The organism is Bacillus sp. CGMCC 1.60114 (genome assembly GCF_042676365.1).
In the GTDB taxonomy this organism is placed as follows: Bacteria; Bacillota; Bacilli; order Bacillales; family Bacillaceae_G; genus Bacillus_A; species Bacillus_A rhizoplanae_A.
The window spans coordinates 39,300-62,756 of record NZ_JBHTHG010000007.1; the positions used below are offsets into that span (position 1 = coordinate 39,300).

The window sequence follows — 23,457 nt, forward strand, 5'->3', positions numbered from 1 at the left end:
CTCCTTTATCCAGTTGGTAAAAAACCGAGAATTGTTTCAATTACAACCGTTAATATTGGAATCGCCATCACTAAAATTAAAATTTTCCCTGCTAATTCGATTTTTGAAGCAATCGCTCCTTGTCCTGCATCTTTCGTAATTTGTGCGCCAAATTCTGCAATATAGGCAATTCCAATAATTTTCAGTAATGTTTCCACATACACATTGCTCACTTTCGCCTCATTTGCAATACGCTCAATCATCGTTAAAATGGAGTGAATTTGATCGATGACAAGTAAAAACATAACGCTACTGACAAATACAACAAACAATGAAGTTATACTCGATTTATGCTGCTTCAATACTGCCGCCAAAAACGTCGCCACAAGCCCAAGTCCTACAATTTGCAATATTTCGATTCGAATCGCCCCCCTTTACTGAAAGAGAAAGACGCTTTTAATCTTGTCAAACAAATTGTTAATTAAAAATGCAACCTGAAATAAAATAACGACAAAACCAACGAGAATAACCCAGTTGGCAATATCTTCTCGCTTCAGTTCTTTCAGCACAGTATGAATGAAAGCTAAAATAATACCAATACCTGCAATTTGAAAGATTAATCCAACATCGATCGACATCACCTTTCCCCCTTACAACAGTAAAATAACGATCAATAGTCCTGCTAATACACCTAAACTTTTCAGCATCTTTTCGTACTGGATTTGCATTTCCTTTGCTTCCCCTTCTTCTCTCTCTAGATGTGTAATACATAAACGAATATGTTTTTGCTGCGATTCGCGGTCGTGTTGTCCTAACGTTTCTCCAAATTGCTGTAAAATTTCATATTCTGTTTGCTTCAGTGCTGTGAGTTTCCAATTTTCTTGTAAGCTATCGATCCATGCTTCCCGCACAGTTTGCTCTCCCGTTTGTAATCGCTCATGAAAGCTATGAAAAAACCAGTTCAAAGGCTTTGGCATTTGTTTCACAAGGCGTGCAGCTGCCTCAGATAATGGAGTATGCCCATACATAATTTCAGCCTCTAACGATTGCAGAGCAGCCTTTAGCAATCGCAGTTGACGAGGGCGTTCACTATATTTTTTCGCATGTGAAAAACCAAAAAATGTTGATACCGCAACAATAAGTGCAGCACCAAAGAATTTAATCATACGCTCAGCACCCTTTCTCCTTGGCGTATCGGCCTTCCACTACCATCTTTCATATTCATAATAGTTCCTGGTCCTTTTATTTTAGAAAGTTCAATAAAACGTTCAAACACGCCCAGCTCTATAATTTTTCTCAGCGAAGGTCGTTTCAGTATATCTTCATATCCGTATCCATGTGCACTAATAAACAATTGAACACCCGCATGAACAGCTTCCATAATTGCTTCGCTATCCTCTTGACGGCCAATTTCGTCAACAATTAATATATCGGGGCTCATTGAACGAATCATCATCATCATACCTTCTGCTTTTGGGCATGCATCTAGCACATCTACTCTTGGTCCAAACTCATATTGCGGAACACCTTTCACACATCCGGCAATTTCCGATCTTTCGTCTACGATACCAACTTTACAAGAAGGTACATGTTGCCCTGGAACACCAGCACTCATACAGCGGGCTACATCACGTAATAAGGTTGTTTTCCCTGTTTGCGGTGGGCCAATAATCATCGTATTTAGCCAACGTTTCTGATATAAATACGGTAAAAGAGGCTCGGCAATCCCCATTTTCTGTCGAGCAATTCGAATATTAAATGACGCCACATCTCGAATCATTTTCACCACACTCTTTTCCATAATTACCTTTCCTGCTAAGCCAACACGGTGCCCCCCGCGCAGTGTGACGTACCCTCGCTTCAGCTCTTCTTCCATCGTATAAAGCGAATATTGACTCAATTTATTCAGTAAATATGCCGCGTCTTCTACCGTCACGATATAGTTATAAAAATGCGCTTTCCCGCGCGCAATACATTCAAGCGGCCGACCAATCCGAATCCGTATTTCTTCTAATGTGTCATATTCTTTGCAGTCTTGTATAAAACGTTCAATTTGCTTTGGCAACATCTCTAATACTTCTTTCATAGCTCTCTCCCCATCACATCGCTATTTCAATACTGCAATAAAAATACAAGCAATCCCAAGCGCCAGAAAAAATAGTTTCAAAAATGAAATTTCGTTCGTAACACTCGCAATTCCAACTGACATGGTCACAATTAAAACAGTCGGTCCAACAAATGCAAGCATGCCGTTTACGAACAATGCTTTTTTTGCATCATTGAAATACAACATAAGCAAAGCGGCGAAAATCTCCATGCTTCCCGAGAAGAGCCTAAGAAGCGCCATCACAAGCACAGATGTTTCAAATGCCGCTAGCCACTGTTTCATCCTCTCACCTCTCTCATTATCCTTACACCGTTCTAACAGCACACATATACCCTGCTGAAACAAGATGAAAGAGTACGTTTGTACAACCATATGCAAGGGTTGTCTATTTCAGAAGTGGAAAAGTAATTTTTTAATTATTAAATGAAAATAAACGGAATTTTCTGTAAAATCATGATATATTGGAATAAAAAGGGTGGAAGTATGAAAGTTCTTAAAATTATCCTTACTATCTCAGTAGAAATAGCTGCTATTTTCTTATTTGCAAAATTTGTTGGTTGGTCATTTATAGAAAGTTTCTTTTTAGGGAGTTTAGCCATTTTCAGCATCACTTGGCTATTGCTTTTAAATATGAATCGTAACGCCAATATGGAGCGTGCTATTACAAAAAGCTGGACAGGAGTTGACACCGGGGAAGTAACACCTTTTCAAGTTCGGATGAATCCCTATATGATCGGAACTCTCTTATTACTTACGATTAGCTTGATTATTACCGTTATTTACTACATACCTTATTTCACATAAAGTGAAACTTCCATCAGTGAGGGTTTTCTTCATCTCCCCACTGATGGAAAGCCCGTCCAATCGGGCACATGCCAGCAGTAAGGCCCCCACCTATCTCTGAATCTTAAGGTGGGGCTCTACTGCCCAAGAATAGCGGGATAAAAAAAGGCACTCATGGATAATCCACGAGTGCCTCTTTCAATTACGCACGAGAAACGTATTTTGATTCTCCTGTGTTGATAATAAGCATTTCACCTTCGTTAATAAAGATTGGTACTTGTACAACTAGACCAGTTTCTAATGTAGCTGGTTTTGTTACGTTAGAAGCTGTGTCACCTTTAATACCTGGTTCTGTTTCAACAACTTTTAACTCAACAGTGTTTGGAAGTTCTACACCAAGTACTTCGCCTTGGTATGTCATGATTGCTACTTCCATATTTTCTTTTAAGAATTTTAATTCGTGTTCGATTTGCTTGTCAGAAAGTTCGATTTGCTCGTATGTTCCATTATCCATGAATACATGAGCTTCACCGCTTGCATATAAATATTGCATACGACGGTTTTCGATATGTGCTTTTTCTACTTTTTCACCAGCACGGAATGTTTTTTCTTGAACAGAACCTGTACGAAGGTTACGTAGTTTAGAACGAACGAACGCTGCACCTTTACCTGGTTTTACGTGTTGGAAATCTATAACCTGCCAAAGGCCGTTGTCCACCGCAATTGTTAAACCTGTACGAAAATCGTTTACTGAAATCATGCAAAAAATCCTCCTGTGTATTACAAAATAATGAGTTCTTTCGGAGATTTAGTTAACACTTCATTACCTTCAGCTGTTACTATAATATCATCCTCAATGCGAACTCCGCCTACATTTGGAATATAAATTCCAGGTTCTACAGTCACAACCATTCCTGGCTCAAGTACCGTTTCAGAGCGGAATGCTAAACTTGGTCCCTCATGAATTTCAAGACCAATTCCATGACCTGTAGAATGCCCAAAATACTCACCGTATCCTTTTTCAGTTATGTAGTCACGCGTTAACGCATCTGCTTCACGGCCAGTTAAACCAGCTTTAATGCCATTAACACCACGCAGCTGCGCCTCTAATACGATATTATAAATTTCCTTTAATTTGTCGGACGGCTCACCTACTGCAATTGTACGAGTAATATCAGAGCAATATCCTTTATAGTAAGCACCGAAGTCTAATGTAACAAAATCTCCCTTTTCTATCAATTTTTCAGATGCCACGCCGTGCGGCAATGCTGAACGAAGTCCCGAAGCAACGATAATATCAAACGAAGAAGAAGTTGCTCCTTGCTTTCTCATGAAAAATTCAAGTTCATTTGACACTTCAATCTCAGATACTCCCGGGCGAATAAATGATAGAATATGTTCAAAGGCAGCATCTGCAATCTGTGCAGCTTCCTTTAATATCTTAATCTCTGAATCAGTCTTAATCAAGCGTAACTTTTCCACAATACCAGAAGTTGCAACAAATTCTGCATCAACTTCCTCTTTATATGCCGTATAAGAGCTGTATGTAAGAGTATCTTGCTCAAAACCAAGCTTTTGAATTCCTAAGTCTTTTACTTGTTTTGCAACTTCTTCAAGAATCGAACCAGTATGCTGCACGATCTCATAGCCCACCGTTTGTTTTTGCGCTTGTTCAACGTAGCGAAAATCTGTAATAAACAAAGCGCGTTTATTTGAAATTAATACAACTCCTGCCGTTCCTGTAAAGTTTGTCATATATCTACGACTATGTTGATTCGTTAATAGAATGCCATCAATACCAACTTCTCCAAATGCACTTCTTAATTTTGTAAGTTTCTCCATTGATTATGCCTCCCCGATTTTCTCCAATAATGCAAGTAACGCTAAGTGATAGCCATACAAGCCAAATCCTACAATTTGTCCTGCTGTGACCGGCGCCGTAACAGATACATGACGAAACGATTCGCGCTGATGAATATTTGAAATATGCACCTCAACAACAGGAATCGAAATACTCGCAATCGCATCACGAATTGCATAGCTATAATGCGTAAATGCTCCTGGATTTAGAATAATTCCCTTATATGTACCCTCAGCCTCGTGAATGATATCAATAATGGCACCTTCATGATTGGATTGGAAACACTCTAGCTCCACTCCCAAACTTTCTGCTTGTTGTTTCATATCTGTTTCTAGCGATGCTAACGTTCCCGTACCATATACATTAACCTCTCTCACACCGAGGCGGTTTAAATTAGGCCCGTTAACGAGGAGCAATTTATTCATATACCTAACTCCTTAATAAAAAAAATGTCTATATAGCATTTTACCATACCCCTCACTTATTTGAATAGTTTGTCTTTTCCTTGTTCTCTGTACCCTTTTCGTTATTCACCTCAAACGAAACAGAATATGCAATAAAAACACCATATAGAATAAAAATACATGCTGTCGTTATAATGGTTGTCCTAGACATTTCTAACGCACTTCTTATGACAGGTGCAATAGATCCAATTGCAAAAAATAATATTCCCCACCATATAAGACCGTATATAACGCCTGGAATCACACCTTCAAACTTACTCAAAGCTACCTTATATACAAACGCTACAACAATTGAAAGTATCCCCATACACACAATTCCCGCTACGTTTCCCCATACACCTTCTTTCCAATCTCCAAGTGCAAACGGGAGCAGCAAATAATTTGGACCCGCATTAGTAAAAGAAAAAATATGGAGAAAGTACCAAACAGCTCCCCAAAACAAACCTCCAAACACACCAATTTGAACTATTTTTTTCGTGACAGATTGTTCTTGTTTCACATCCACACCTCCGCCTACTAGTATGTCCGAAACTAATTTAAAGCATGTTTAAATACTGCGGAATTTGTCTATAAAAAGAATAGGAAATGTCTGACTAACCTGCTGATTTTCCTTGTCAGAAGTACACTTTTGTCGATAAAATAAAGGAAACTGTAGTGTTGTCATATAATATAATGACAACACCTAGAGTCGCTACCTCTTTTCTGATAAGAGAAAAACAAATACAGGTTGGTGTTGACATGACAGAGAAGACAAAACAAATCTACGGCGGTCAAGCGGTAGTAGAAGGAGTTATGTTTGGCGGTAGAGAATATACTGTTACAGCGATTCGTCGTAAAGATAAATCTATCGAATTTTATCGATTACCTCGTGTTCGTAATAAAGTATCGTCTATGTTTAAAAAAATTCCATTTCTACGCGGCATCGCGGCAATTATTGATGCAAGTGCAAACGGGGCAAAGCATTTAAACTTCGCTTCAGAACGCTTTGATGTACATCCTGCAGATGATGCACAATTCGTACAAAAAAAAGAAGAACAGTCAAAGCTAACGATGATACTTAGTGTTGCGGCAGTAGGGGTCTTATCCTTTATCTTCGGAAAAGTGATTTTCACTGCGGTTCCTGCGCTTTTAGCAGAATTGACAAGACCTGTTTTCCCATCTCATGCTGGGCAAATTATTGTCGAAAGTATCATTAAGCTTGTATTATTACTTAGCTATATTTACTTTGTTTCACTAACTCCACTTATTAAACGTGTATTTCAATATCACGGGGCGGAACATAAAGTAATTAATGCTTATGAGAATAATCTTCCATTAACAGTAGAAAACGTACAAAAACAAACCCGTCTTCATTATCGTTGCGGCAGCAGCTTCATTTTATTTACTGTTATTATTGGGATGTTTGTATATTTTCTCGTTCCAACAGATCCTCTTTGGGTTCGCCTTATGAATCGTATTTTGCTCATTCCTGTAGTGCTGGGTATTTCATTTGAGGTGTTGCAATTTACAAACAGCTTACGAAGCGTTCCAGTACTCCGCGCATTAGGATACCCTGGTCTGTGGCTTCAGCTGTTAACAACGAAAGAACCAACAGATGATCAAGTTGAAGTAGCAATTGCATCTTTTGAAGAACTACTGCGTCTAGAAGAAAGACAACAATAACTTTTTCTTAATATTATTCAACTCCTTCGCCTTTCGTTAATAAACTAATTAAAATATCTTTCTTTTTAGGAGGTGTTCCTTATGAAGGGTCGTTCATTTATGTTCGCTCTATTTGTTGTAATTGTTGGGTTAGCCGTATTTAGTCTTGTAGCATTCACAATTGAAAATCCAATGGGAGTTGTAAAAAACATTGCGATAATGCTCATTGTTGCTGGTGTCTTTTATTTGCTTTATAAGATGCTTACGAGTTCAAGCGGTTCAGCTAATAACTCACAATCTTCTTACAAACGTGCTGCGAAACAATCGAACCGAAAATATGGAAAACAAAATGTAACACCCCTAAGCAAAAATTTGTTAAAGAAAAATGCTTCTGATGCTAAAGGAAAAAAAGGAAATGCTTCCTTCCTAAGACGCAAACGGAAACAATCTCACTTAACAGTTATTGAAGGAAAAAAAGGCAAAAAGAAAGACCGCGCTTCCTTTTAGAGAAGTGTGGTCTTTCTTTACTTTTGTTTAATATGTTCAATAACCTCAGATAAATTCTTATCTTTCATAGAATTTAAACGTAAATGATGCGTTTCAAAAGACAAGGATTTTGTCACCTCATTTGGCACAATTACACATTTTAACCCGGCTGCAACTGCAGCTCTCGCTCCGTTTACGGAATCTTCAAAAGCAATTACTTCAGAAGGATGTACGCCAAGTTCAGCAACAGCACCTACGTATAGTGCTGGGTCTGGTTTTACTTGTAATACATCTTCTTTTGTTTTAATAACCTCAAAATATTTTTGTAATCCCAATTCCTTCAAAAAATTTGTCACCCATTTCCGTGAAGAGCTAGAGGCCAAACCGATTTTCAAATCGAGTTTCTTTGCTTCTTCCAAATATTCTTTTACCCCTTCACGAGCCATAGGTAATTTCATTTTTTCACGATGTAATATCGCTACTTTTTCCTCTATATGTTCTTTATTCCATTTTTCTTTTAACTCACCTTGCAAAAATGTATGTAACACTTCATCTGTTGTTCCAATGCATTTTGCAAACTCTTCAAGTGGCAATTCTCCTCCGTATTCACGTACAATTTCTTGATATGCTTCAAACCATACCGTTTCCGTATCTACAATGAGTCCATCAAAGTCAAACACAATCGCTTTCAACATATCCTCTCCCTACGAGTGTAGTCAGCATATATATTCTACACTGTGCGTAAATCCCCTTTTTCACAAGCAAAAAAGGAAACTGTTCTTCAGTTCCCTCTCTTACTGCGCTTGTTCTTCATTTGCCTTTTGAACACCACGAAGCTTCTCAACACGAAGCTCATCTTGTTCAAAGTACTGCACTAAATCGCCAATACGATCAATAGCTTCCCAGCTTAAATGATGTTCAATTCCTTCTACATCATTATAGATTTTGCTTTCGTCTACACCGATAATACGCATAAACTGTTCTAACAATTCATGGCGATAGACAAGGCGCTTACCAATCTTTTTCCCTTTTACTGTTAATACAAGCCCTCTATATTTTTCATAAATTAGATATTCATCTTTATCAAGTTTTTGTACCATTTTTGTTACAGAGGATGGATGTACATTAAGCGCTTCGGCAATATCAGATACACGGGCATATCCCTTTTCTTCAATTAACAAATAAATTTGTTCGATATAATCTTCCATACTAGGAGTAGGCATCGGTTTCCTCCATCCAATTCAGTTTTTATATTCCGGACTAAGCAATCAATAAAATGATACAACAGAAAGGATATCGTGACAAGGGTGGAAACAAGCCCATTTTCTCAATACAGAAAAGAACCCACGTATATATCGCGAATTCTATCATGTAAAATATTGAATTTCAGCATTTGGAAAATATTTATGAATATAATCTCTTATTGTTTCTTCTAATCTCATTGCATCCTCTTTTTGACATACATATTTACCAATTCCATATATTCCTATTTATATTTTCGTTTTTCTTCATCCATATCAAGCTTTGTGTTTGGATAGCACTGCTGGATTACTTTTTTACTGGTTTTTGTAAAACGATGCTGAATTAATTCAAACGATAAATTCGGCAAAGTTAAATCTTTTAATGCTTGATAAGGCCTTTCAAACAATTCGCGATATCCTTCTTCCCACTCTTCATCCCCCACTGATTATTAGCCCTCACCAATCGGGCGCATGCCAGCAGTTTCTCTCTCCACCTAACTTCTTTAGAAAAGCGGAAGTGGCTCGTTCAGAATGTGAGGGGGATGGAGCTTCTGACGTAGAGGTGTTTTTTACCTCACAGGAAGAAGCGAAGCCACCGAACATTCTAGCTACTGGAGCTGGACAATGCTTTCACCGAATTTTGAGGTGGAAGTAGTACTGTCCGCAAATAGCGGGATTCATTTAACGGAACAATTACTTGGAAACAAAGAATTACATTTGGCTTAGCTTTTTCTATTCCATTTTGCTCCTCTGTATTCTTAAATATTTACTTTAAAAAACAAGAGTATTTATCCTATAATTTAACGATATGGCAAGGTGCTATATTAGCGCTGTTCTTCTACGTTTTATATAAATTTTTATTTAAAGCCTCAAGGTTTTAACAGCTCTTTTCAGGGCTATTTTTCGTTTGTCTAAATTTACAAAAAGAAAAATAACATAAACAAAAAAGAAAAATACAAAATAATTAAAGTAAATTGTTGACGTGATGCTTTTATTATCGGTATCATATTTCTTCGTGAGCAATTATTTTTCGTTATACGATTTTTTTATTATTACTGAATTTTTGAGAGGGGAAATTTGATGTCACTTAAGAAGAAAACACAAGTGCGCACCGGCAAAATGGTACGTGAGCTAATGTTAGCAGACGAAGATGTGAATGCTTCGCTAATCATGGTATATAGTGAAAACGGTGTAAACGCAGAAATTAAAATCGAGGGCTTAACGCCAAAATGTAACGAAGAATTATTTTTGAGCGGAAAAGTAGATTGGAACAAAAGCGTTATTTATAAAATTGTCGATTTTACTGGCAATGCCGAAGTTGGTAAAGTGATATTAAGCGCCATGAACAAAAACAATGTTTCACTGCAAATCGAACGCGTTATGTGGAGTAAAGAAACAAAAGAAGAAATGGCAGAATTAGAAGACAATGCACTATCAGTTATCGAAACACCTACTCCAAAGAAAGAGACAGTAGTTGAAACTTCAAAAGAAGTTACACCTGTAACAAAACCAGTTGTAAATGTTGCACCTACTCCAACACCAATTCCAAAACCGGTGCGTCCAGAACCTGTAGTTAAAGCTACACCAACTCCTGTACAAAAAGATGTAACTGCACCAACTACAGTGCAAAAAGAAGTAACTGTGTCAACTCCAGTACAGCCAGTAGTTACAGCTAAACAACCTGCAACAAATCAACCAAACTCTGAATTACAAGAAAAGTATGTTCGTCTTGTAAAGCAAGCTGTGGATGTATGTCAAGATTATGAACTTGGTATGGATGTAGACGATTCTATCGAGAACTTAAAAGGTGAGTTACAAAAACAAGGAATATCGGTAGCATTTGATGCAGAAATTATGGATGTTGTAAATCGTTTACGTTCACTAAAGCAAAAAGGAATTAAAGTAGAGAAAGTATTAAACTTATTATAAATTATAAAGCGAAATTTCCATCAGTCCGTTTTCTCATTATCACTGTTGGAAAGCTCTCAACAATATAAAAATAAGGAGATGGACATCCATCTCCTTATTTCTTATAATTCCATTCATCACTTTCATATTTTTCTTTTGCTAATGTTTCCACTTCATGCAATTGTTCTTCTGTTAACTCATACGGAACAAGTTCCACATTTAAGCCTTTTTCAAATCCAATATGGAATGCATCAATAAGTTGCTGAATTGTAAATGTACGTTCTGTTAATTCATTAATTGCAATTGCTTTTGAAGAGAACATTTTTTTCATACGTTCTTTTACACGTTCATTTGGAAACAGGAACAGATCATACAGCGTATCTAAATCAATTTCTAATGGAATCGATCCGTGCTGTAAAATAACTCCCTTTTGACGCGTTTGTGCACTTCCAGCAATTTTACGCCCTTCTACAACGATTTCATACCATGACGGAGCATCAAAACAAACTGCTGAACGCGGATTTTTCAAATTATCGCGCTCCTCTGCTGTTTTTGGCACTGCGAAATATGCTTCTAAGCCTAATTCTTTAAATCCATCTAACAAACCTTGTGAAATAACGCGATATGCTTCTGTCACTGTTTTTGGCATGCTTGGATGATCTTCAGATACAATTACACTATATGTTAATTCATTATCGTGAAGAACGCCTCTGCCACCCGTTTGACGACGTACAAATCCAAAACCATTTCTATTCACTGCATCCATATCAATTTCTTTTGAAGCGCGTTGGAAATACCCCACTGTTAATGTCGGAACTTCCCACTCATAAAAACGAATTGTTGGCGGCATTTTCTTTTCGCTTTGCCAATTTAATAAACATTCATCTAACGCCATATTAAACGCTGGAGAGCATTTACCGGAATTTATATAACACCATTTTTCCTGTTCCATCCCACACCTCATATAACTAATTTTTCTCACATTCTCTAGTCTATCAAATTCGACAAAATTTGTGAAAGAATACGAAATTTCTTCTAATACAAAATGAACTTGTTGCATAAATACATATGGGCATTATAATATGGAAAGTAGGATAAGAAAAAAGGGAGCGATACAATCGTGTCAACAAATGTTATTATTTTACTAGCCATAACTGTAGGATTCATCGGCTATTCTGTATGGATGTATTTCTATCAGAAAAAATTAATTAAAACACTTTCAGAAGAAGAATTTCGCGCTGGATATCGTAAAGCACAACTTATCGATGTTCGTGAAGCAGACGAATATAATGCTGGTCATATTTTAGGAGCACGTAACATTCCGGTATCACAATTACGCCTTCGTTACAAAGAACTACGTGCTGACCAACCGATTTATATGTATTGCCAAAATGGTTTCCGAACAGGACGAGCAGCACAATTTTTAAAGAAGCATGGTTACAAAGAATTTTATCAATTGCAAGGTGGCTTTAAAACTTGGTCTGGTAAAGTGAAAAAGAAAAATTCATAACAAATAGCTAGCTTGTCTATCACAAGCTAGCTATTTCATTCCATTTTACTAGCGATATACATTAAATTTTTCTTTACATCTTCACTACTTTGATCGCGCACATTTCGGTACAGCAACTGGTATTCTACTTTCTCTTCTTTCCAAGTAAGCGTCGCAATGTCTTCTCCATCCATTTCTCCGTCACTACTTTTAAAATAAGCTGTTATGCCATTTTCAAGCTTTACTTGCTCCTGAAAATGATTTTGTTCTACAATAAAAGGAAAATTATATGAGAAGTTGGCAACTGTTAATTCAATATAATCCTTCATGCTTTTTTCACGTCGTTCATATTTAATATCAAGGGCAATTCGTTTATCTCCCATTTTTCGAACTACTGCTTTTGGATTATCTTTTGATTCATACGGTAAAAATGATGGTGTTTGAAACGAAAACGGGAGAACGTTTTTTACAGCTTGTACCGATACTGGATCAGACATCATATCTTCACTTGCCTCTAAACTTTCTGCAAATTTTTTTTCTTCGACCATCGTTTGCTGAAAAGAACATGCATTTAATACCATACTAGAAAATACGAAACAGAGCATCCGTTTTTTCAATGTGTATCCGCCCTTTCTCAACATTCTCTTTTCTATCAAGATACAATTGAAGCTTTCGTATGTTATGTTCATATTCTCTTTTACTTCCTTTTCCACCTTTGAAAACTTTCCTCGTTTATCTCACACAATTTGACAAAAATGCTTTCCCTATTCTCACGCCAAGAATGATTGTTACGCGAATAGCGGAAAGCATTATTAACAAAATAGATTATGAAAAGCTTTTCATGTCAAGTGTTTCATAAGATTTTCCTCACCCTTTTCCTGTATAATGAAAATAGAGGTGAAACATATGGTAAATATAAAACAAATTGCGAAAACGGCCGGAGTCTCTATTACGACTGTTTCACGCGTCTTAAATGAGCATCCATATGTCAGTGCAGAAAAAAGAAAACGCGTCCTAGACGCTGTCGAAGAATTGAATTACGCCAAAAATGTAAATGCGGTTCATCTTCTCAAAGGAAAAACATATACGATTGGTGTTATGCTTCCTTTTATTAATTTGCCGTACTTTAGTACAATTATTGAAGGAATTGGAAACAAAGCGCTTGAAGCAGGATATCGCATTAATCTTTGTCAAACAAATTACGATAGTATTGAGGAAATACGTGTCCTTGAAATGATGAAGATGAAACAATTTGATGGAATGATTATTTGTTCTCGAACAAGTTCATGGGATACAATTGAACCTTATGCAAAGTTCGCTCCTATCATTTCGTGTGAAAAACTGCTGCATCCTCTTATATCTTCTGTGTTTGTCAATCATTATGACGGCTTCCATATTGGGACACAATGTTTATTACAAAACGGACATGAACATATTGGATTTTGTTTAGCACGCGAAAAAAGTGTGAGTACAAAACAGCGTGAGCAAGCATTCTTTGATGCGCTTCATGCAGCTGGAAAACGTGTACAGACAGACTGGCTATTTTATCATTGTTATAACATTCAAGACGGTGCAAACGTAATCAAAAATATACTAACTATGAAAAATCGTCCCACCGCTCTTTTCGCTGCCAGCGACCAAGTGGCTGCTGGCTTGTTAACAGAAGCGAAAAAACAAGGATTACGAGTTCCAGAAGATTTAGCAATTCTTGGATTTGATAATCATCCCATTTCTGAGGCACTAGAAATAACCACCATTGAACATCCTGGACTAGCAATGGGAAAACGTGCTTTTTCACTATTTTATGAACAAGTACAACATGAGAAAATTATAGGAACTTCTGAAGAATTACCGTTTCATTTAATTGAACGAAGAACAGTGTAAAGCTCCTATTATAGAGCTTACACTGTTCCATTTTGTATAATTGTCCTTCTTGACTATATATTTTTTTTATCTTATACTTTAACTAACGAACGGTAGGTAGGGGATGAACATGACAGCAAACCGCATAAAATCTGTGGCACTTTCACACTTTGCACGCTATGGCTATGAAGGAACTTCACTAGCAAACATTGCACAAGATGTTGGTATTAAGAAGCCGTCAATATACGCACATTTTAAAGGAAAAGAAGAGCTATATTTTATTTGCTTAGAAGAAGCCTTACAAAAGGATCTGCAATTCTTTAAACAGTATGTTACGAATCTAGAAAATACACCGTTTGGAGACTTTTTATTTCGTCTTCTTAAAGATTACGGTCATCGCTTTCAAGAGGGCATTGAAACAATGTTTTGGCTTCGTACCTCATTTTTTCCACCCGATGCCTTTCGTGAGCAAATTGTAGAAAAAGCAAATGCATACATTGAAAATATCGGGCAGCTTCTAGTACCTATATTTGAACAAGCAAAAGAAGAAAAAGAACTTTGTAACATTGAAGTAGCAGAAGCTGTTACAGCTTATTTATGTTTAATTGACGGATTAATGGTTGAATTTTTATTTGCTGGAATACAACCATTTGAAAATCGATTACAAGCATCTTGGAAAGTATTTTGGCGCGGATTATCAAAATGACGGATTGCATACGCAATACGTCATTTTCCGGCCCTAAACCTAACGACTGGTAGGAAGGAGAATGAATGATGGAATGGATTTATGTTATTTTAGCAGGAATCATTGAAATTATTTGGGTGATTGGTTTAAAGCATGCAACAACACCACTAGAATGGATCGGTGTAGCGATTGCAATCGCTACGAGCTTTTTCCTTTTATTTAAAGCCTATGCAAAACTCCCTGTAGGGACTGTGTATGCTGTATTCACAGGAATCGGAGCTGGAGGTATTGTGCTAACAGAAATTTTTGTTTTTGGCGAGCCATTTTCGCTTGTAAAAATCTTATTTATCGGTTTAATTTTCGTTGGTGTTATTGGTTTAAAACGAGTAACAGGTGAACAAGTAGAGAAGGAGGCTGCATAAACATGGCATGGTTATTTTTAATTATAGCTGGTATATGTGAGATTACTGGTGTTATCTTTATGAAGATAGCCAATGAAAAAAAAGGCTGGATGCCAAAACTCATTTTAGCTGCAAACTTCGGTATAAGCTTCCTTTTCCTATCTCTCGCAATGGATACACTGCCAATGGGAACGGCTTACGCAATCTGGACGGGAATCGGAACTGCAGGAAGCGCACTGCTTGGTATTCTTATTTTCCGTGAATCTGCTGATTGGCGCCGCCTTGCTTTCTTAAGCTGCATCTTATGCGGTGCGGTCGGTTTAAAATTAATAAGTTAACGAGGTGAATGCCGTGTGGAAAAAAAGAGGAAAACAAATTATGACAGGAATCATGATTGCAGTTGCACTTGTGTTGCAAGCTATATTTCATATTGCAGAATGGTTATTTCATAAAGTATTTTCAATCATCTCTTTTATTCCAAACATGGCTCTTGAAGTAGCTTCTGTTGTTTGGTCGATTATCGCTTCAATTGGAATTATCATCATTTGGAGTATCGCGAAACTTTGGAATAAATTCTTTTCAAAAGACAGTTCTTCTGACAAGAAGTAACTGTCTTTTTTCATATAATTCCCTCCTTTGGACACACTACGAGAAAAGGAGCTGATTATATGCAAACTTCTGTACATAAACATATTTTACTTCTATTTTTTATCTTTATTGTATGTGTTGTGTTTTTTAGTTTCATACTACATACGTATAACGTGCCTGCTTATTCGCCGAGTATGGTTTCAGTTTATAAATTTGTTGTACATAATTTGTTACATTAAAAAAAGACCAACATTTCCCCGTTGGTCTTTCATATATGTATCACTTCTCAAAGCGATTTAACATCTCATCTCTCATTCCAAAGCTGACAACAGCAAGCGCGATATACATAAAAATAAGAACTGCCGGATGTACTGTATTGTACCAGTGGCTATCCACAATCAAGTATATCGTTAATACTGTAACAAGTACAAAAGCAACAATAAACATGTAAAAATGTCTTTGACTACCCATAACGAACTCCTCTCTAAATTACTCATTTATTGTAACGAATTCTCCCCTATGACTCAAGACTAACTTTCCTGTAAATAGTCTAACTCAACTTTTACAATATCATGACAAGCAATTGGAATAAGTGTTCCTTTACTATCGATTGCGGTTACACTTTTATTATCTAATACGTGATGCTTCACTCGTTCTAACATTTTTTCCGTATCTTGGTAATAAAATTCTTTAATATCCTTAATCATCCTACCATTTTCTAAATGGTACACCATCCTATAACGCTTATAGCCCATCTTTTTCATCCCCTTGTTCATTTCTTCACATATGTATGAAAAATTGACATTTTTGCTTCTCATTCACTTTAATTTCATTAAAATTCTAACAAAAATACACAATTTTATCAAAGGGACTTTTTCAACAAAAATGTTGAGAAAATATAAAAATCCTCCAATCTTACATAAAACCCGCAATTTTATAACATTTTTCTCATACACAAAAACTATCTTTAAATAAAATTATCTTCCCAATAAAGTGAAACTTCCGTCAGTGGGGGGTTCTTCATCCCACACTGACGGAAAGCTCTCACCAATCGGGCTTTTACGGGCAGTTATCCCCCACCTATCTTCTTTGCTTCTCTCTGAATCTTGAGGTGGGGGTCTTACTGCCCATTAATGCGGGATAAACAATACTCCAACCAGTGGATCCTTACGGAAAGCTTGCTTTTCTTTTTTCAGGATTTTTCTACTAACTGTTTTAGCAAAATATAAAAAGAACTCGCCTATAGCGAGTTCTCCTAAAAATAGTTATTGATAATTAAACTTGTACCATAGATGGTTTTTGATAACGTAAAATCGGCTTACGTGCTGCCAGTGTCTCATCAAGACGCTTAATTACTGTTGTATGCGGCGCTTCTTGAACTACTTCTGGATTCTCTTCTGCCTCTTTTGCAATTTGAATCATTGTATCGATAAATCCATCTAATGTTTCTTTTGATTCCGTTTCTGTCGGCTCAATCATAATACATTCTTCCACGTTTAATGGGAAGTAAATTGTTGGTGGATGGTAGCCGAAATCAAGCAGACGTTTTGCAATATCAAGCGTACGTACGCCAAGTTTCTTTTGACGACGACCAGATAAAACAAACTCATGCTTACAATGTCTATCAAATGGAAGATCATAGAACGGAGCTAATCTTCTCATCATATAGTTGGCATTTAATACTGCATATTCTGTTACTGCACGAAGTCCGTCTGGGCCCATAGAACGAATATACGTATACGCACGAACGTTAATGCCAAAGTTACCATAGAACGGTTTCACGCGTCCAATTGCTTGTGGGCGATCGTAATTAAAGTGGTAACCACTTTCTGTTTTCTCTAAAATTGGTTTTGGTAAAAACGGAATTAAATCTGCTTTTACACCTACTGGACCAGAACCTGGTCCACCGCCGCCATGCGGACCTGTAAATGTTTTATGAAGGTTTAAATGCACAACGTCAAATCCCATATCTCCTGGACGCGCTTGACTTAATACTGCATTTAAGTTTGCACCGTCATAGTACAATTTACCACCTGCATCATGAACGATTTGTGCCATTTCTAAGATGTTTTCTTCAAATAAACCAAGTGTATTTGGATTTGTTAGCATAAGTGCTGCTGTTTCTTCGTTCACAACACGTTTTAAATCTTCTAAGTCAACAAGACCATTTTCATTTGATTTTACTGTAATTGTTTCAAAACCTGCTACTGTTGCAGATGCTGGGTTTGTTCCATGTGCAGAGTCAGGAACGATAACTTTTGTACGGTTATGGTCACCGCTTGCTTCATGATATGCACGGATTAACATTAATCCTGTCCATTCCCCATGTGCACCAGCTGCTGGCTGAAGTGTAACAGTATCCATACCTGTAATTTCAATTAAATGTTCTTGTAAGTCATACATTAATTCCATTGCACCTTGCACTGTTTTTTCATCTTGAAGCGGATGAATGTGTGCAAGGCCTGGGAAACGTGCCACGTTTTCATTGATTTTTGGATTGTACTTCATTGTACAAGATCCTAATGGATAAAATCCAGAATCAACACCGTGGTTACGATTTGAAAGAGCTGTGTAATGGCGCATAATATCAAGTTCAGATACTTCTGGAAGTTCAGCATCTTCTACGCGAATATAATCGCTCTCAAACACATCTTCTAATTTCACTTCTTCTACATCTAAATGGGGTAAGCTATATCCTACGCGTCCTTCTCTACTCATTTCAAAAATAAGTGCTTGGTCTTGGTTCTTCATTGGATAGCCCCCATTTCGTTTACAAGTGTATCAATTTCTTCTTTTGTACGAAGTTCTGTTACCGCTAGAAGCATATGATTTGCAAGCTCTGCATAGTCACGGCCAAGGTCGTAACCACCGATAATATTGTTTTGCAATAATGCATCATTTACTTCTTGTACTGGACGTTTGCAATCTACAACAAATTCATTGAAGAACGGTCCAGCAAATGCCACTGTGAATCCTTTTGCTTCAAATTGACGTTTTGCGTACTGTGCTTTAGAAATGTTTTGACGTGCCATTTCCTTCACACCTTGTTTTCCAAGTGCTGTCATCGCAACAGAAGCTGCTAATGCATTTAGCGCTTGGTTTGAACAAATATTAGACGTCGCTTTATCACGACGAATATGTTGCTCACGTGCTTGCAGCGTTAATACGAAACCGCGTTGCCCTTCAGAATCCACAGTTTGTCCTACAAGACGTCCTGGAATTTTACGCATAAATGCTTTCGTTGTTGCGAAATAACCGCAGTGTGGTCCACCAAACTGTGTTGGAATACCAAATGGTTGTGCATCACCAATGACAATATCAGCACCAAATTTTCCTGGTGGTGTTAATGCACCTAGTGATAATGGGTTTGAAGAAACGATAAATAATGATTTTTGTTGATGAACAATTTTCTCAATATCAGCTAATTTCTCCACTTGTCCGAAGAAGTTTGGATATTGTACGATTACGCAAGCGACAGTGTCGTCTACTTCACTTTGTAATACGTTTAAATCTGTTACACCGTCTTTATGATCAATTTCAACAACTTCTAGATGTTGACCTTTTGCATATGTTTCAAGAACTGCTCTTGATTCTGGATGAACTGCTTTAGAAACAAGAATTTTCTTTTTGCGAGTATGACCTGCTGCTAGCATCGCCGCTTCTGCTAACGCTGTACCTCCGTCATACATAGAAGAGTTTGCTACATCCATTCCAGTTAATTCACAAATCATTGTTTGGAATTCAAAGATTGCCTGTAATTCCCCTTGTGAAATTTCCGGTTGGTATGGTGTATAAGCTGTATAAAATTCTGAACGAGAAAGAACATGATCAACAATTACTGGTGCATAATGATCATATACACCTGCTCCTAGGAAAGAAGCATAGTCTTTTAAGTTTGCATTTTTACGAGCAAGCTCAGACAGTTCTTTTAAAAGTTCTGGTTCTGATTTTGCTTGTTTAATCTTTAAATCCCCTTGAAAACGAACGCTCGCTGGAATATCAGAAAATAATTCATCAATCGATTGTACACCAATCGTTTGTAACATTTCTTTTTTGTCTTCTTCTGTCATTGGAAGATAACGATGCAACATGAAATCTACCCCTCTCCCCGTTACTTTGAACGTTTGTAAAATGGTGTTGGAACGACAACTGCTTTGACGCGTTTGTTACGAATTTCAATTTCGACTTCTGTATCAATTGCTGCATATTTTACATCAATTAGCGCTAAACCAATGCTTTTCTTTAACGTTGGAGATTGTGTACCACTTGTAACTTCCCCGATTTTTTCATCGCCTACATATACTGGATAATGAGTACGCGGGATACCACGTTCAATTACTTCGATGCCGACTAATTTACGAGGTGCACCGTTTTCTTTTTGTTCCTTTAACGTTTCTTTTCCAAAAAAATCTACTTCTTTGTTTGGTTTTACCGCAAAGCCAATTCCAGCTTCAATTGGTGTAATATCTTTCGATAACTCTTGACCATAAAGTGGAAGTGTTGCTTCAAAGCGAAGTGTATCACGAGCTCCTAAACCACATGGTTTTAAGCCATCTTCTTTTCCTGCTTCAAGAAGTTTCTCCCAAAGCTTTGCAGCGTCTTCGCTCTTACAGTAAATTTCAAAGCCATCTTCACCTGTGTAACCTGTACGAGATACAAGCGCTTCTACACCATCTACAAGAACATGGTCTTTAAATTTAAAGAACTTAATATCTTTCAAATCTTCTGACACAACTTTTTGTAAAATGTCTTCTGCTTTTGGTCCTTGAATTGCAAGTTGTGCAATTTCACTAGAAACGTTGACTACTTGCACATCACCGCTTACATGAGACGCTAACCACTCGTAATCTTTTTCAATATTTGATGCATTGATTACTAATAAATAGTCTTCTTCCCCGCGTTTGTAGATTAATAAATCATCTACTGTACCACCGTCTTCGTAACACATTGCCGTATATTGTGCTCCGCCTATCTTTAAGATAGAAACGTCGTTTGTAACTACACGTTGTAAAAATGCTAAACTATCTGCACCTTTTACTTCTACTTCTCCCATGTGAGACACATCAAAAAGACCTGCTGCTGTGCGAACAGCCTCGTGTTCTTCTTTAATGCTCGAAAATTGAACTGGCAATTCCCAACCACCAAAATCAATTGTCTTCCCACCATACTTCGCGTATACATCAAATAGCGGTGTACGTTGTAATGTAATCATGTTCTCTCCCCCTTACGCTGTCTATGACAAATCAATAAAAGTTGGCTTCCCATATCTAAACATTTTTAATTCTGAAAAGATGGGATATACGGAATCTCACTCTATTTTTTTATGAAAGCGTAAATAAAAAAGTACTTTCTTGGATAAAATACGAAAGATTCCACACATTTCACATCATTATCCTAACATTTTTCGAGCCGTTTCATCAATATTCTAGCTAAAAAAATAATTTAGAATTTATAGAAGGTGAGATTTTATCCATGAATGTCGAAATTTCAATAGATCGTTCTTGGCAAGAAAACTTCTTAAAACGAATAGAAGAAGATGGCCCGTGGACAAATTGGGAACTATTTCATCTAGCATATCAAACAGAGAAGTCCCTTCTCATTCCAACATTTGACGGGCTACAGGCACCCAAACATTTACCTAACTTCACACCACTTCCACATCAGTTAGAAGTAGCACAAACAGTCATTGAACAAATGAATGGAAAAGCAATCTTAGCAGATGAGGTTGGTCTTGGAAAGACAATTGAAGCTGGGCTTATTTTAAAAGAATATATGGTGCGGGGGCTTGTGAAAAAAGTGCTTATTCTTGTACCTGCTTCACTCGTTTCACAATGGGCATATGAATTGAATACGAAATTTTTCATTCCAGCTGTCGCACAAAGAAAAAGTTACTCCTGGGAGCAAGCTGACGTTATCGTTTCTTCCATTGATACAGCAAAGCGCTCTCCGCACCGTGATATTGTTTTAAATTTAGAATACGATCTCATTATTATTGATGAAGCACATAAACTAAAAAATAACAAAACGAAAAACTATGAATTTGCGCAACTATTAAAGAAAAAGTTTTGTTTATTACTTACAGCAACACCTGTTCAAAATCGCATTGATGAAATCTTTAATCTTGTTTCATTATTAAAACCCGGCCATCTCGGCAATCAATCCAACTTTGAGGAATATTATGCTTCTAAAAATCGCAACGCTGAAACAGATGAACATTTAAAAGAACTTATTAATAAAGTAATGGTACGGAATCGCCGGCATGACACCGGCATTGAATGGCCAAAACGACACGTTCATACGCTTTTTGTAGATTTCAATGAACAAGAGAAAGCCTTATACGATGCAATTGAAGGGTGGAAAAGGCAAGATGCATTTACTTCTGCATTTTCTGCTTTAACATTAAAGCGTGAGGCATGCAGCAGCCGAGAAGCTGTTTATTTCTCACTCAAAAAACATGTAGAAAAGCGCCAAAAAGAAGATGAACAATATACACTAGATCCATACATAGATGTGTTGATGGAAAAAATTAATTGTATTTCTTCCAATTCAAAAGCAAATAAAGCATTAGAAATCATTAAAGAAATTAATGATAAAGTTGTAATCTTCACAGAATATCGTGCTTCTCAAATGTATTTACAATGGTTTTTAAAGCAGCATGGTATCTCGTCTGTACCATTTCGCGGCGGATTTAAACGCGGGAAAAAAGATTGGATGAAAGAATTATTTCAAAACCATGCACAAGTATTGATTGCGACAGAAGCAGGTGGAGAAGGGATTAATTTACAGTTTTGTAATTACATGATTAACTATGACCTTCCTTGGAATCCGATGCGACTCGAACAAAGAATCGGACGTATTCATCGTCTTGGACAAAAACATGATGTTCATATTTATAATTTGGCAACGAAACATACAGTAGAAGAACATATTTTAAAATTGCTGTATGAAAAAATTAACCTATTTGAGCGTGTCATTGGCGACTTAGATGAAATCTTGACAAGAATTAATATGAAAAATATCGATGCGCACATTCAAGATATTTTTGCACATTCCAAAAGTGAAGGAGAAATCCGAATAAAAATGGAAAACTTGACGTCCATTATTGAATTTGCAAAACGAAATGAAACTGAGGTGCGTGGTTATGCAGCAACATGAAATTCATAATTATTTAAGTTGTTTTTTCGAGGCAAATAACTGTGAAATTTTGCAGCGTTTTCCACATTTATTAGACGTACAATTAACAATTGATATGGACAAACTGCTGATGAACCGTCCATTTTACTGGCATTATCTTGAGAAAACCGGCGGCACACCAAATCCGATGCGCCTTACATTCATTACGGATCCAAAACATGAGGAGAAAGAAGGCGAACTCATTCACTATGGTTCTCCACGCTTACATCAAATTTTTCAGGCTACAAAGGAATTAGGTGCTTACATTCGTTTATTTGAAGAGGTTCATTCTAATGGACATGCAAGCACCCCGCTTCATCCTTGGCTTGGCGTCAATATAAAAGTCTCCTATCAATGTGATCGAAAAAAAGACATGTTGTATTCCATCGGTATCCACCTTATTTCCGGTACGATGATTACAAATTTTCATGAAGCATTAGCAACACTTCGTCTAACACCAAAAATCCCTGATTTTTGTTTTACATTAACACCTATTATTAAACCGCAAAGCGGGTTATCTAGAATTGAAGAAGCAATGAAAAACGTCATTGGAACAGACGATCACACATGGGCTGAAGAAGCGAAAGTGCGTTGGAATCACGATTTACAACTATTAAATCGCTTTTACGAGGAAAGTGATGAATTACCAGAAAGCTACTCGATAGAAAAACAAGCATTACAAGAGCAATATGAACCTCGCATTACCATGCAAATTATAAACGGTGGACTCTTTTATGTCACAGCGAATCATTTTCTAACATAAAAAAAGCACCTTCTAAAGGTGCTTT

Annotated in this window: 30 protein-coding genes and 2 pseudogenes; 13 read left to right on the top strand and 19 right to left on the bottom strand. The window is 37.0% G+C overall.

Annotated features, from left to right (window positions below):
- Positions 1–5: 5 nt before the first annotated feature.
- The 5 genes from spoIIIAD to ACFQZ1_RS03300 are packed head-to-tail and all read right to left on the bottom strand — an operon-like array spanning position 6 to position 2,368.
- Positions 6–404 carry a stage III sporulation protein AD gene (gene spoIIIAD / locus ACFQZ1_RS03280; protein WP_253631174.1) on the bottom strand — a complete coding sequence of 133 codons (399 nt, stop codon included), beginning with the start codon at positions 402–404 and terminating at the stop codon, positions 6–8.
- Positions 405–413: 9 nt separating this feature from the next.
- On the bottom strand, positions 414–617 hold the full coding sequence (spoIIIAC, locus tag ACFQZ1_RS03285) for a stage III sporulation protein AC (protein ID WP_020061584.1): 204 nt from the start codon (positions 615–617) through the stop codon (positions 414–416).
- 12 nt (positions 618–629) lie between these two features.
- Positions 630–1,145: a stage III sporulation protein SpoIIIAB gene (gene spoIIIAB, locus ACFQZ1_RS03290; RefSeq protein WP_377880674.1), complete on the bottom strand. Its 516-nt coding sequence runs from the start codon at positions 1,143–1,145 to the stop codon at positions 630–632.
- Positions 1,142–2,065, bottom strand: coding sequence for a stage III sporulation protein AA (spoIIIAA, locus tag ACFQZ1_RS03295; protein ID WP_377880675.1), 924 nt, complete (start codon positions 2,063–2,065; stop codon positions 1,142–1,144). Before spoIIIAA ends, spoIIIAB begins: the two co-directional genes overlap by 4 nt.
- Positions 2,066–2,086: 21 nt before the next feature.
- Entirely contained in the window at positions 2,087–2,368 is a 282-nt protein-coding gene (locus ACFQZ1_RS03300) for a YqhV family protein (protein ID WP_377880676.1), read from the bottom strand.
- A 201-nt stretch (positions 2,369–2,569) separates the two neighbouring features.
- Here ACFQZ1_RS03300 and ACFQZ1_RS03305 point away from each other — a divergent pair, with 201 nt between their 5' ends.
- Positions 2,570–2,890, top strand: a complete 321-nt coding sequence (locus ACFQZ1_RS03305) for a hypothetical protein (RefSeq protein WP_377880677.1) — start codon at positions 2,570–2,572, stop codon at positions 2,888–2,890.
- Positions 2,891–3,071: 181 nt separating this feature from the next.
- On the opposite strand, the gene efp is transcribed toward ACFQZ1_RS03305, so the two are convergent.
- Genes efp through ACFQZ1_RS03325 form a run of 4 tightly spaced genes read right to left on the bottom strand, consistent with a single transcriptional unit; the run spans position 3,072 to position 5,693 of the window.
- Positions 3,072–3,629: an elongation factor P gene (efp, locus tag ACFQZ1_RS03310; RefSeq protein ID WP_377880678.1), complete on the bottom strand. Its 558-nt coding sequence runs from the start codon at positions 3,627–3,629 to the stop codon at positions 3,072–3,074.
- 20 nt (positions 3,630–3,649) lie between these two features.
- Positions 3,650–4,711 (bottom strand): Xaa-Pro dipeptidase, encoded by a 1,062-nt coding sequence (pepQ, locus tag ACFQZ1_RS03315; protein ID WP_377880679.1) that lies wholly within the window; start codon positions 4,709–4,711, stop codon positions 3,650–3,652.
- Between the two features lie 3 nt (positions 4,712–4,714).
- Positions 4,715–5,155 (bottom strand): type II 3-dehydroquinate dehydratase, encoded by a 441-nt coding sequence (gene aroQ, locus ACFQZ1_RS03320; RefSeq protein ID WP_154712106.1) that lies wholly within the window; start codon positions 5,153–5,155, stop codon positions 4,715–4,717.
- A gap of 52 nt (positions 5,156–5,207) precedes the next feature.
- Positions 5,208–5,693, bottom strand: coding sequence for a YqhR family membrane protein (locus ACFQZ1_RS03325; protein WP_377880680.1), 486 nt, complete (start codon positions 5,691–5,693; stop codon positions 5,208–5,210).
- Positions 5,694–5,932: 239 nt separating this feature from the next.
- Between ACFQZ1_RS03325 and ACFQZ1_RS03330 the strand changes: the two genes are divergently transcribed.
- Together ACFQZ1_RS03330 and ACFQZ1_RS03335 are read left to right on the top strand one after the other, a co-directional pair.
- Positions 5,933–6,856, top strand: a complete 924-nt coding sequence (locus ACFQZ1_RS03330) for a DUF1385 domain-containing protein (protein ID WP_377880681.1) — start codon at positions 5,933–5,935, stop codon at positions 6,854–6,856.
- A gap of 81 nt (positions 6,857–6,937) precedes the next feature.
- Positions 6,938–7,342: an SA1362 family protein gene (locus ACFQZ1_RS03335; RefSeq protein WP_377880682.1), complete on the top strand. Its 405-nt coding sequence runs from the start codon at positions 6,938–6,940 to the stop codon at positions 7,340–7,342.
- Positions 7,343–7,359: 17 nt separating this feature from the next.
- Here the strand turns inward: ACFQZ1_RS03335 and ACFQZ1_RS03340 are convergent, their stop codons facing one another.
- The 3 genes and pseudogenes from ACFQZ1_RS03340 to ACFQZ1_RS03350 form a co-directional block, all read right to left on the bottom strand.
- The gene (locus tag ACFQZ1_RS03340) at positions 7,360–8,016 is read right to left on the bottom strand and encodes an HAD family hydrolase (protein WP_377880683.1); all 657 of its coding nucleotides are present in this window, start codon (positions 8,014–8,016) and stop codon (positions 7,360–7,362) included.
- 99 nt (positions 8,017–8,115) lie between these two features.
- Positions 8,116–8,544 (bottom strand): transcriptional regulator MntR, encoded by a 429-nt coding sequence (gene mntR / locus ACFQZ1_RS03345; protein ID WP_377880684.1) that lies wholly within the window; start codon positions 8,542–8,544, stop codon positions 8,116–8,118.
- Positions 8,545–8,688: 144 nt separating this feature from the next.
- Positions 8,689–8,996: pseudogene (locus ACFQZ1_RS03350) on the bottom strand (spore photoproduct lyase family protein); the annotation flags it as partial.
- A gap of 237 nt (positions 8,997–9,233) precedes the next feature.
- Here ACFQZ1_RS03350 and ACFQZ1_RS03355 point away from each other — a divergent pair.
- Positions 9,234–9,443: pseudogene (locus ACFQZ1_RS03355) on the top strand (hypothetical protein); the annotation flags it as partial.
- A gap of 199 nt (positions 9,444–9,642) precedes the next feature.
- Entirely contained in the window at positions 9,643–10,491 is an 849-nt protein-coding gene (locus ACFQZ1_RS03360; protein ID WP_377880685.1) for a hypothetical protein, read from the top strand.
- 94 nt (positions 10,492–10,585) lie between these two features.
- On the opposite strand, the gene ACFQZ1_RS03365 is transcribed toward ACFQZ1_RS03360, so the two are convergent.
- Positions 10,586–11,422: a lipoate--protein ligase family protein gene (locus ACFQZ1_RS03365; RefSeq protein ID WP_377880687.1), complete on the bottom strand. Its 837-nt coding sequence runs from the start codon at positions 11,420–11,422 to the stop codon at positions 10,586–10,588.
- Between the two features lie 168 nt (positions 11,423–11,590).
- On the opposite strand from ACFQZ1_RS03365, the gene ACFQZ1_RS03370 reads away from it, so the two are divergent.
- Positions 11,591–11,980 carry a rhodanese-like domain-containing protein gene (locus ACFQZ1_RS03370; RefSeq protein WP_377880688.1) on the top strand — a complete coding sequence of 130 codons (390 nt, stop codon included), beginning with the start codon at positions 11,591–11,593 and terminating at the stop codon, positions 11,978–11,980.
- A gap of 35 nt (positions 11,981–12,015) precedes the next feature.
- On the opposite strand, the gene ACFQZ1_RS03375 is transcribed toward ACFQZ1_RS03370, so the two are convergent.
- Entirely contained in the window at positions 12,016–12,600 is a 585-nt protein-coding gene (locus tag ACFQZ1_RS03375; protein WP_377881039.1) for a DNA polymerase III subunit delta, read from the bottom strand.
- Positions 12,601–12,865: 265 nt separating this feature from the next.
- Between ACFQZ1_RS03375 and ACFQZ1_RS03380 the strand changes: the two genes are divergently transcribed.
- The 5 genes from ACFQZ1_RS03380 to ACFQZ1_RS03400 all read left to right on the top strand — a co-directional run bounded on the left by ACFQZ1_RS03380 (position 12,866) and on the right by ACFQZ1_RS03400 (position 15,517).
- Positions 12,866–13,843, top strand: a complete 978-nt coding sequence (locus ACFQZ1_RS03380; protein WP_377880689.1) for a LacI family DNA-binding transcriptional regulator — start codon at positions 12,866–12,868, stop codon at positions 13,841–13,843.
- 103 nt (positions 13,844–13,946) lie between these two features.
- Entirely contained in the window at positions 13,947–14,528 is a 582-nt protein-coding gene (locus ACFQZ1_RS03385) for a TetR/AcrR family transcriptional regulator (RefSeq protein ID WP_377880690.1), read from the top strand.
- Positions 14,529–14,596: 68 nt separating this feature from the next.
- Positions 14,597–14,929 (top strand): DMT family transporter, encoded by a 333-nt coding sequence (locus ACFQZ1_RS03390; protein ID WP_377880691.1) that lies wholly within the window; start codon positions 14,597–14,599, stop codon positions 14,927–14,929.
- 2 nt (positions 14,930–14,931) lie between these two features.
- Positions 14,932–15,246 (top strand): DMT family transporter, encoded by a 315-nt coding sequence (locus tag ACFQZ1_RS03395; RefSeq protein ID WP_377880692.1) that lies wholly within the window; start codon positions 14,932–14,934, stop codon positions 15,244–15,246.
- A 13-nt stretch (positions 15,247–15,259) separates the two neighbouring features.
- Positions 15,260–15,517 carry a DUF3975 family protein gene (locus ACFQZ1_RS03400; protein WP_377880693.1) on the top strand — a complete coding sequence of 86 codons (258 nt, stop codon included), beginning with the start codon at positions 15,260–15,262 and terminating at the stop codon, positions 15,515–15,517.
- Positions 15,518–15,775: 258 nt separating this feature from the next.
- Here ACFQZ1_RS03400 and ACFQZ1_RS03405 read toward each other — a convergent pair whose 3' ends face one another.
- The 5 genes from ACFQZ1_RS03405 to gcvT form a co-directional block, all read right to left on the bottom strand.
- Positions 15,776–15,967 (bottom strand): hypothetical protein, encoded by a 192-nt coding sequence (locus ACFQZ1_RS03405; protein ID WP_377880694.1) that lies wholly within the window; start codon positions 15,965–15,967, stop codon positions 15,776–15,778.
- Positions 15,968–16,026: 59 nt separating this feature from the next.
- Entirely contained in the window at positions 16,027–16,251 is a 225-nt protein-coding gene (locus tag ACFQZ1_RS03410) for a DUF3929 family protein (protein ID WP_377880695.1), read from the bottom strand.
- Between the two features lie 520 nt (positions 16,252–16,771).
- Positions 16,772–18,247 (bottom strand): aminomethyl-transferring glycine dehydrogenase subunit 2, encoded by a 1,476-nt coding sequence (gene gcvPB, locus ACFQZ1_RS03415; protein WP_377880696.1) that lies wholly within the window; start codon positions 18,245–18,247, stop codon positions 16,772–16,774.
- The gene (gcvPA, locus tag ACFQZ1_RS03420; RefSeq protein WP_377880697.1) at positions 18,244–19,587 is read right to left on the bottom strand and encodes an aminomethyl-transferring glycine dehydrogenase subunit 1; all 1,344 of its coding nucleotides are present in this window, start codon (positions 19,585–19,587) and stop codon (positions 18,244–18,246) included. Before gcvPA ends, gcvPB begins: the two co-directional genes overlap by 4 nt.
- 20 nt (positions 19,588–19,607) lie before the next feature.
- The gene (gcvT, locus tag ACFQZ1_RS03425; RefSeq protein WP_377880698.1) at positions 19,608–20,708 is read right to left on the bottom strand and encodes a glycine cleavage system aminomethyltransferase GcvT; all 1,101 of its coding nucleotides are present in this window, start codon (positions 20,706–20,708) and stop codon (positions 19,608–19,610) included.
- A 260-nt stretch (positions 20,709–20,968) separates the two neighbouring features.
- Here gcvT and ACFQZ1_RS03430 point away from each other — a divergent pair, with 260 nt between their 5' ends.
- Together ACFQZ1_RS03430 and ACFQZ1_RS03435 are read left to right on the top strand one after the other, a co-directional pair.
- A complete protein-coding gene (locus ACFQZ1_RS03430; protein WP_377880699.1) occupies positions 20,969–22,651 on the top strand; it encodes a DEAD/DEAH box helicase in 1,683 nt (560 codons plus the stop codon).
- Complete coding sequence (locus ACFQZ1_RS03435; protein ID WP_377880700.1) at positions 22,638–23,432, top strand: YqhG family protein; 795 nt, start codon at positions 22,638–22,640, stop codon at positions 23,430–23,432. Before ACFQZ1_RS03430 ends, ACFQZ1_RS03435 begins: the two co-directional genes overlap by 14 nt.
- Positions 23,433–23,457: the final 25 nt, after the last annotated feature.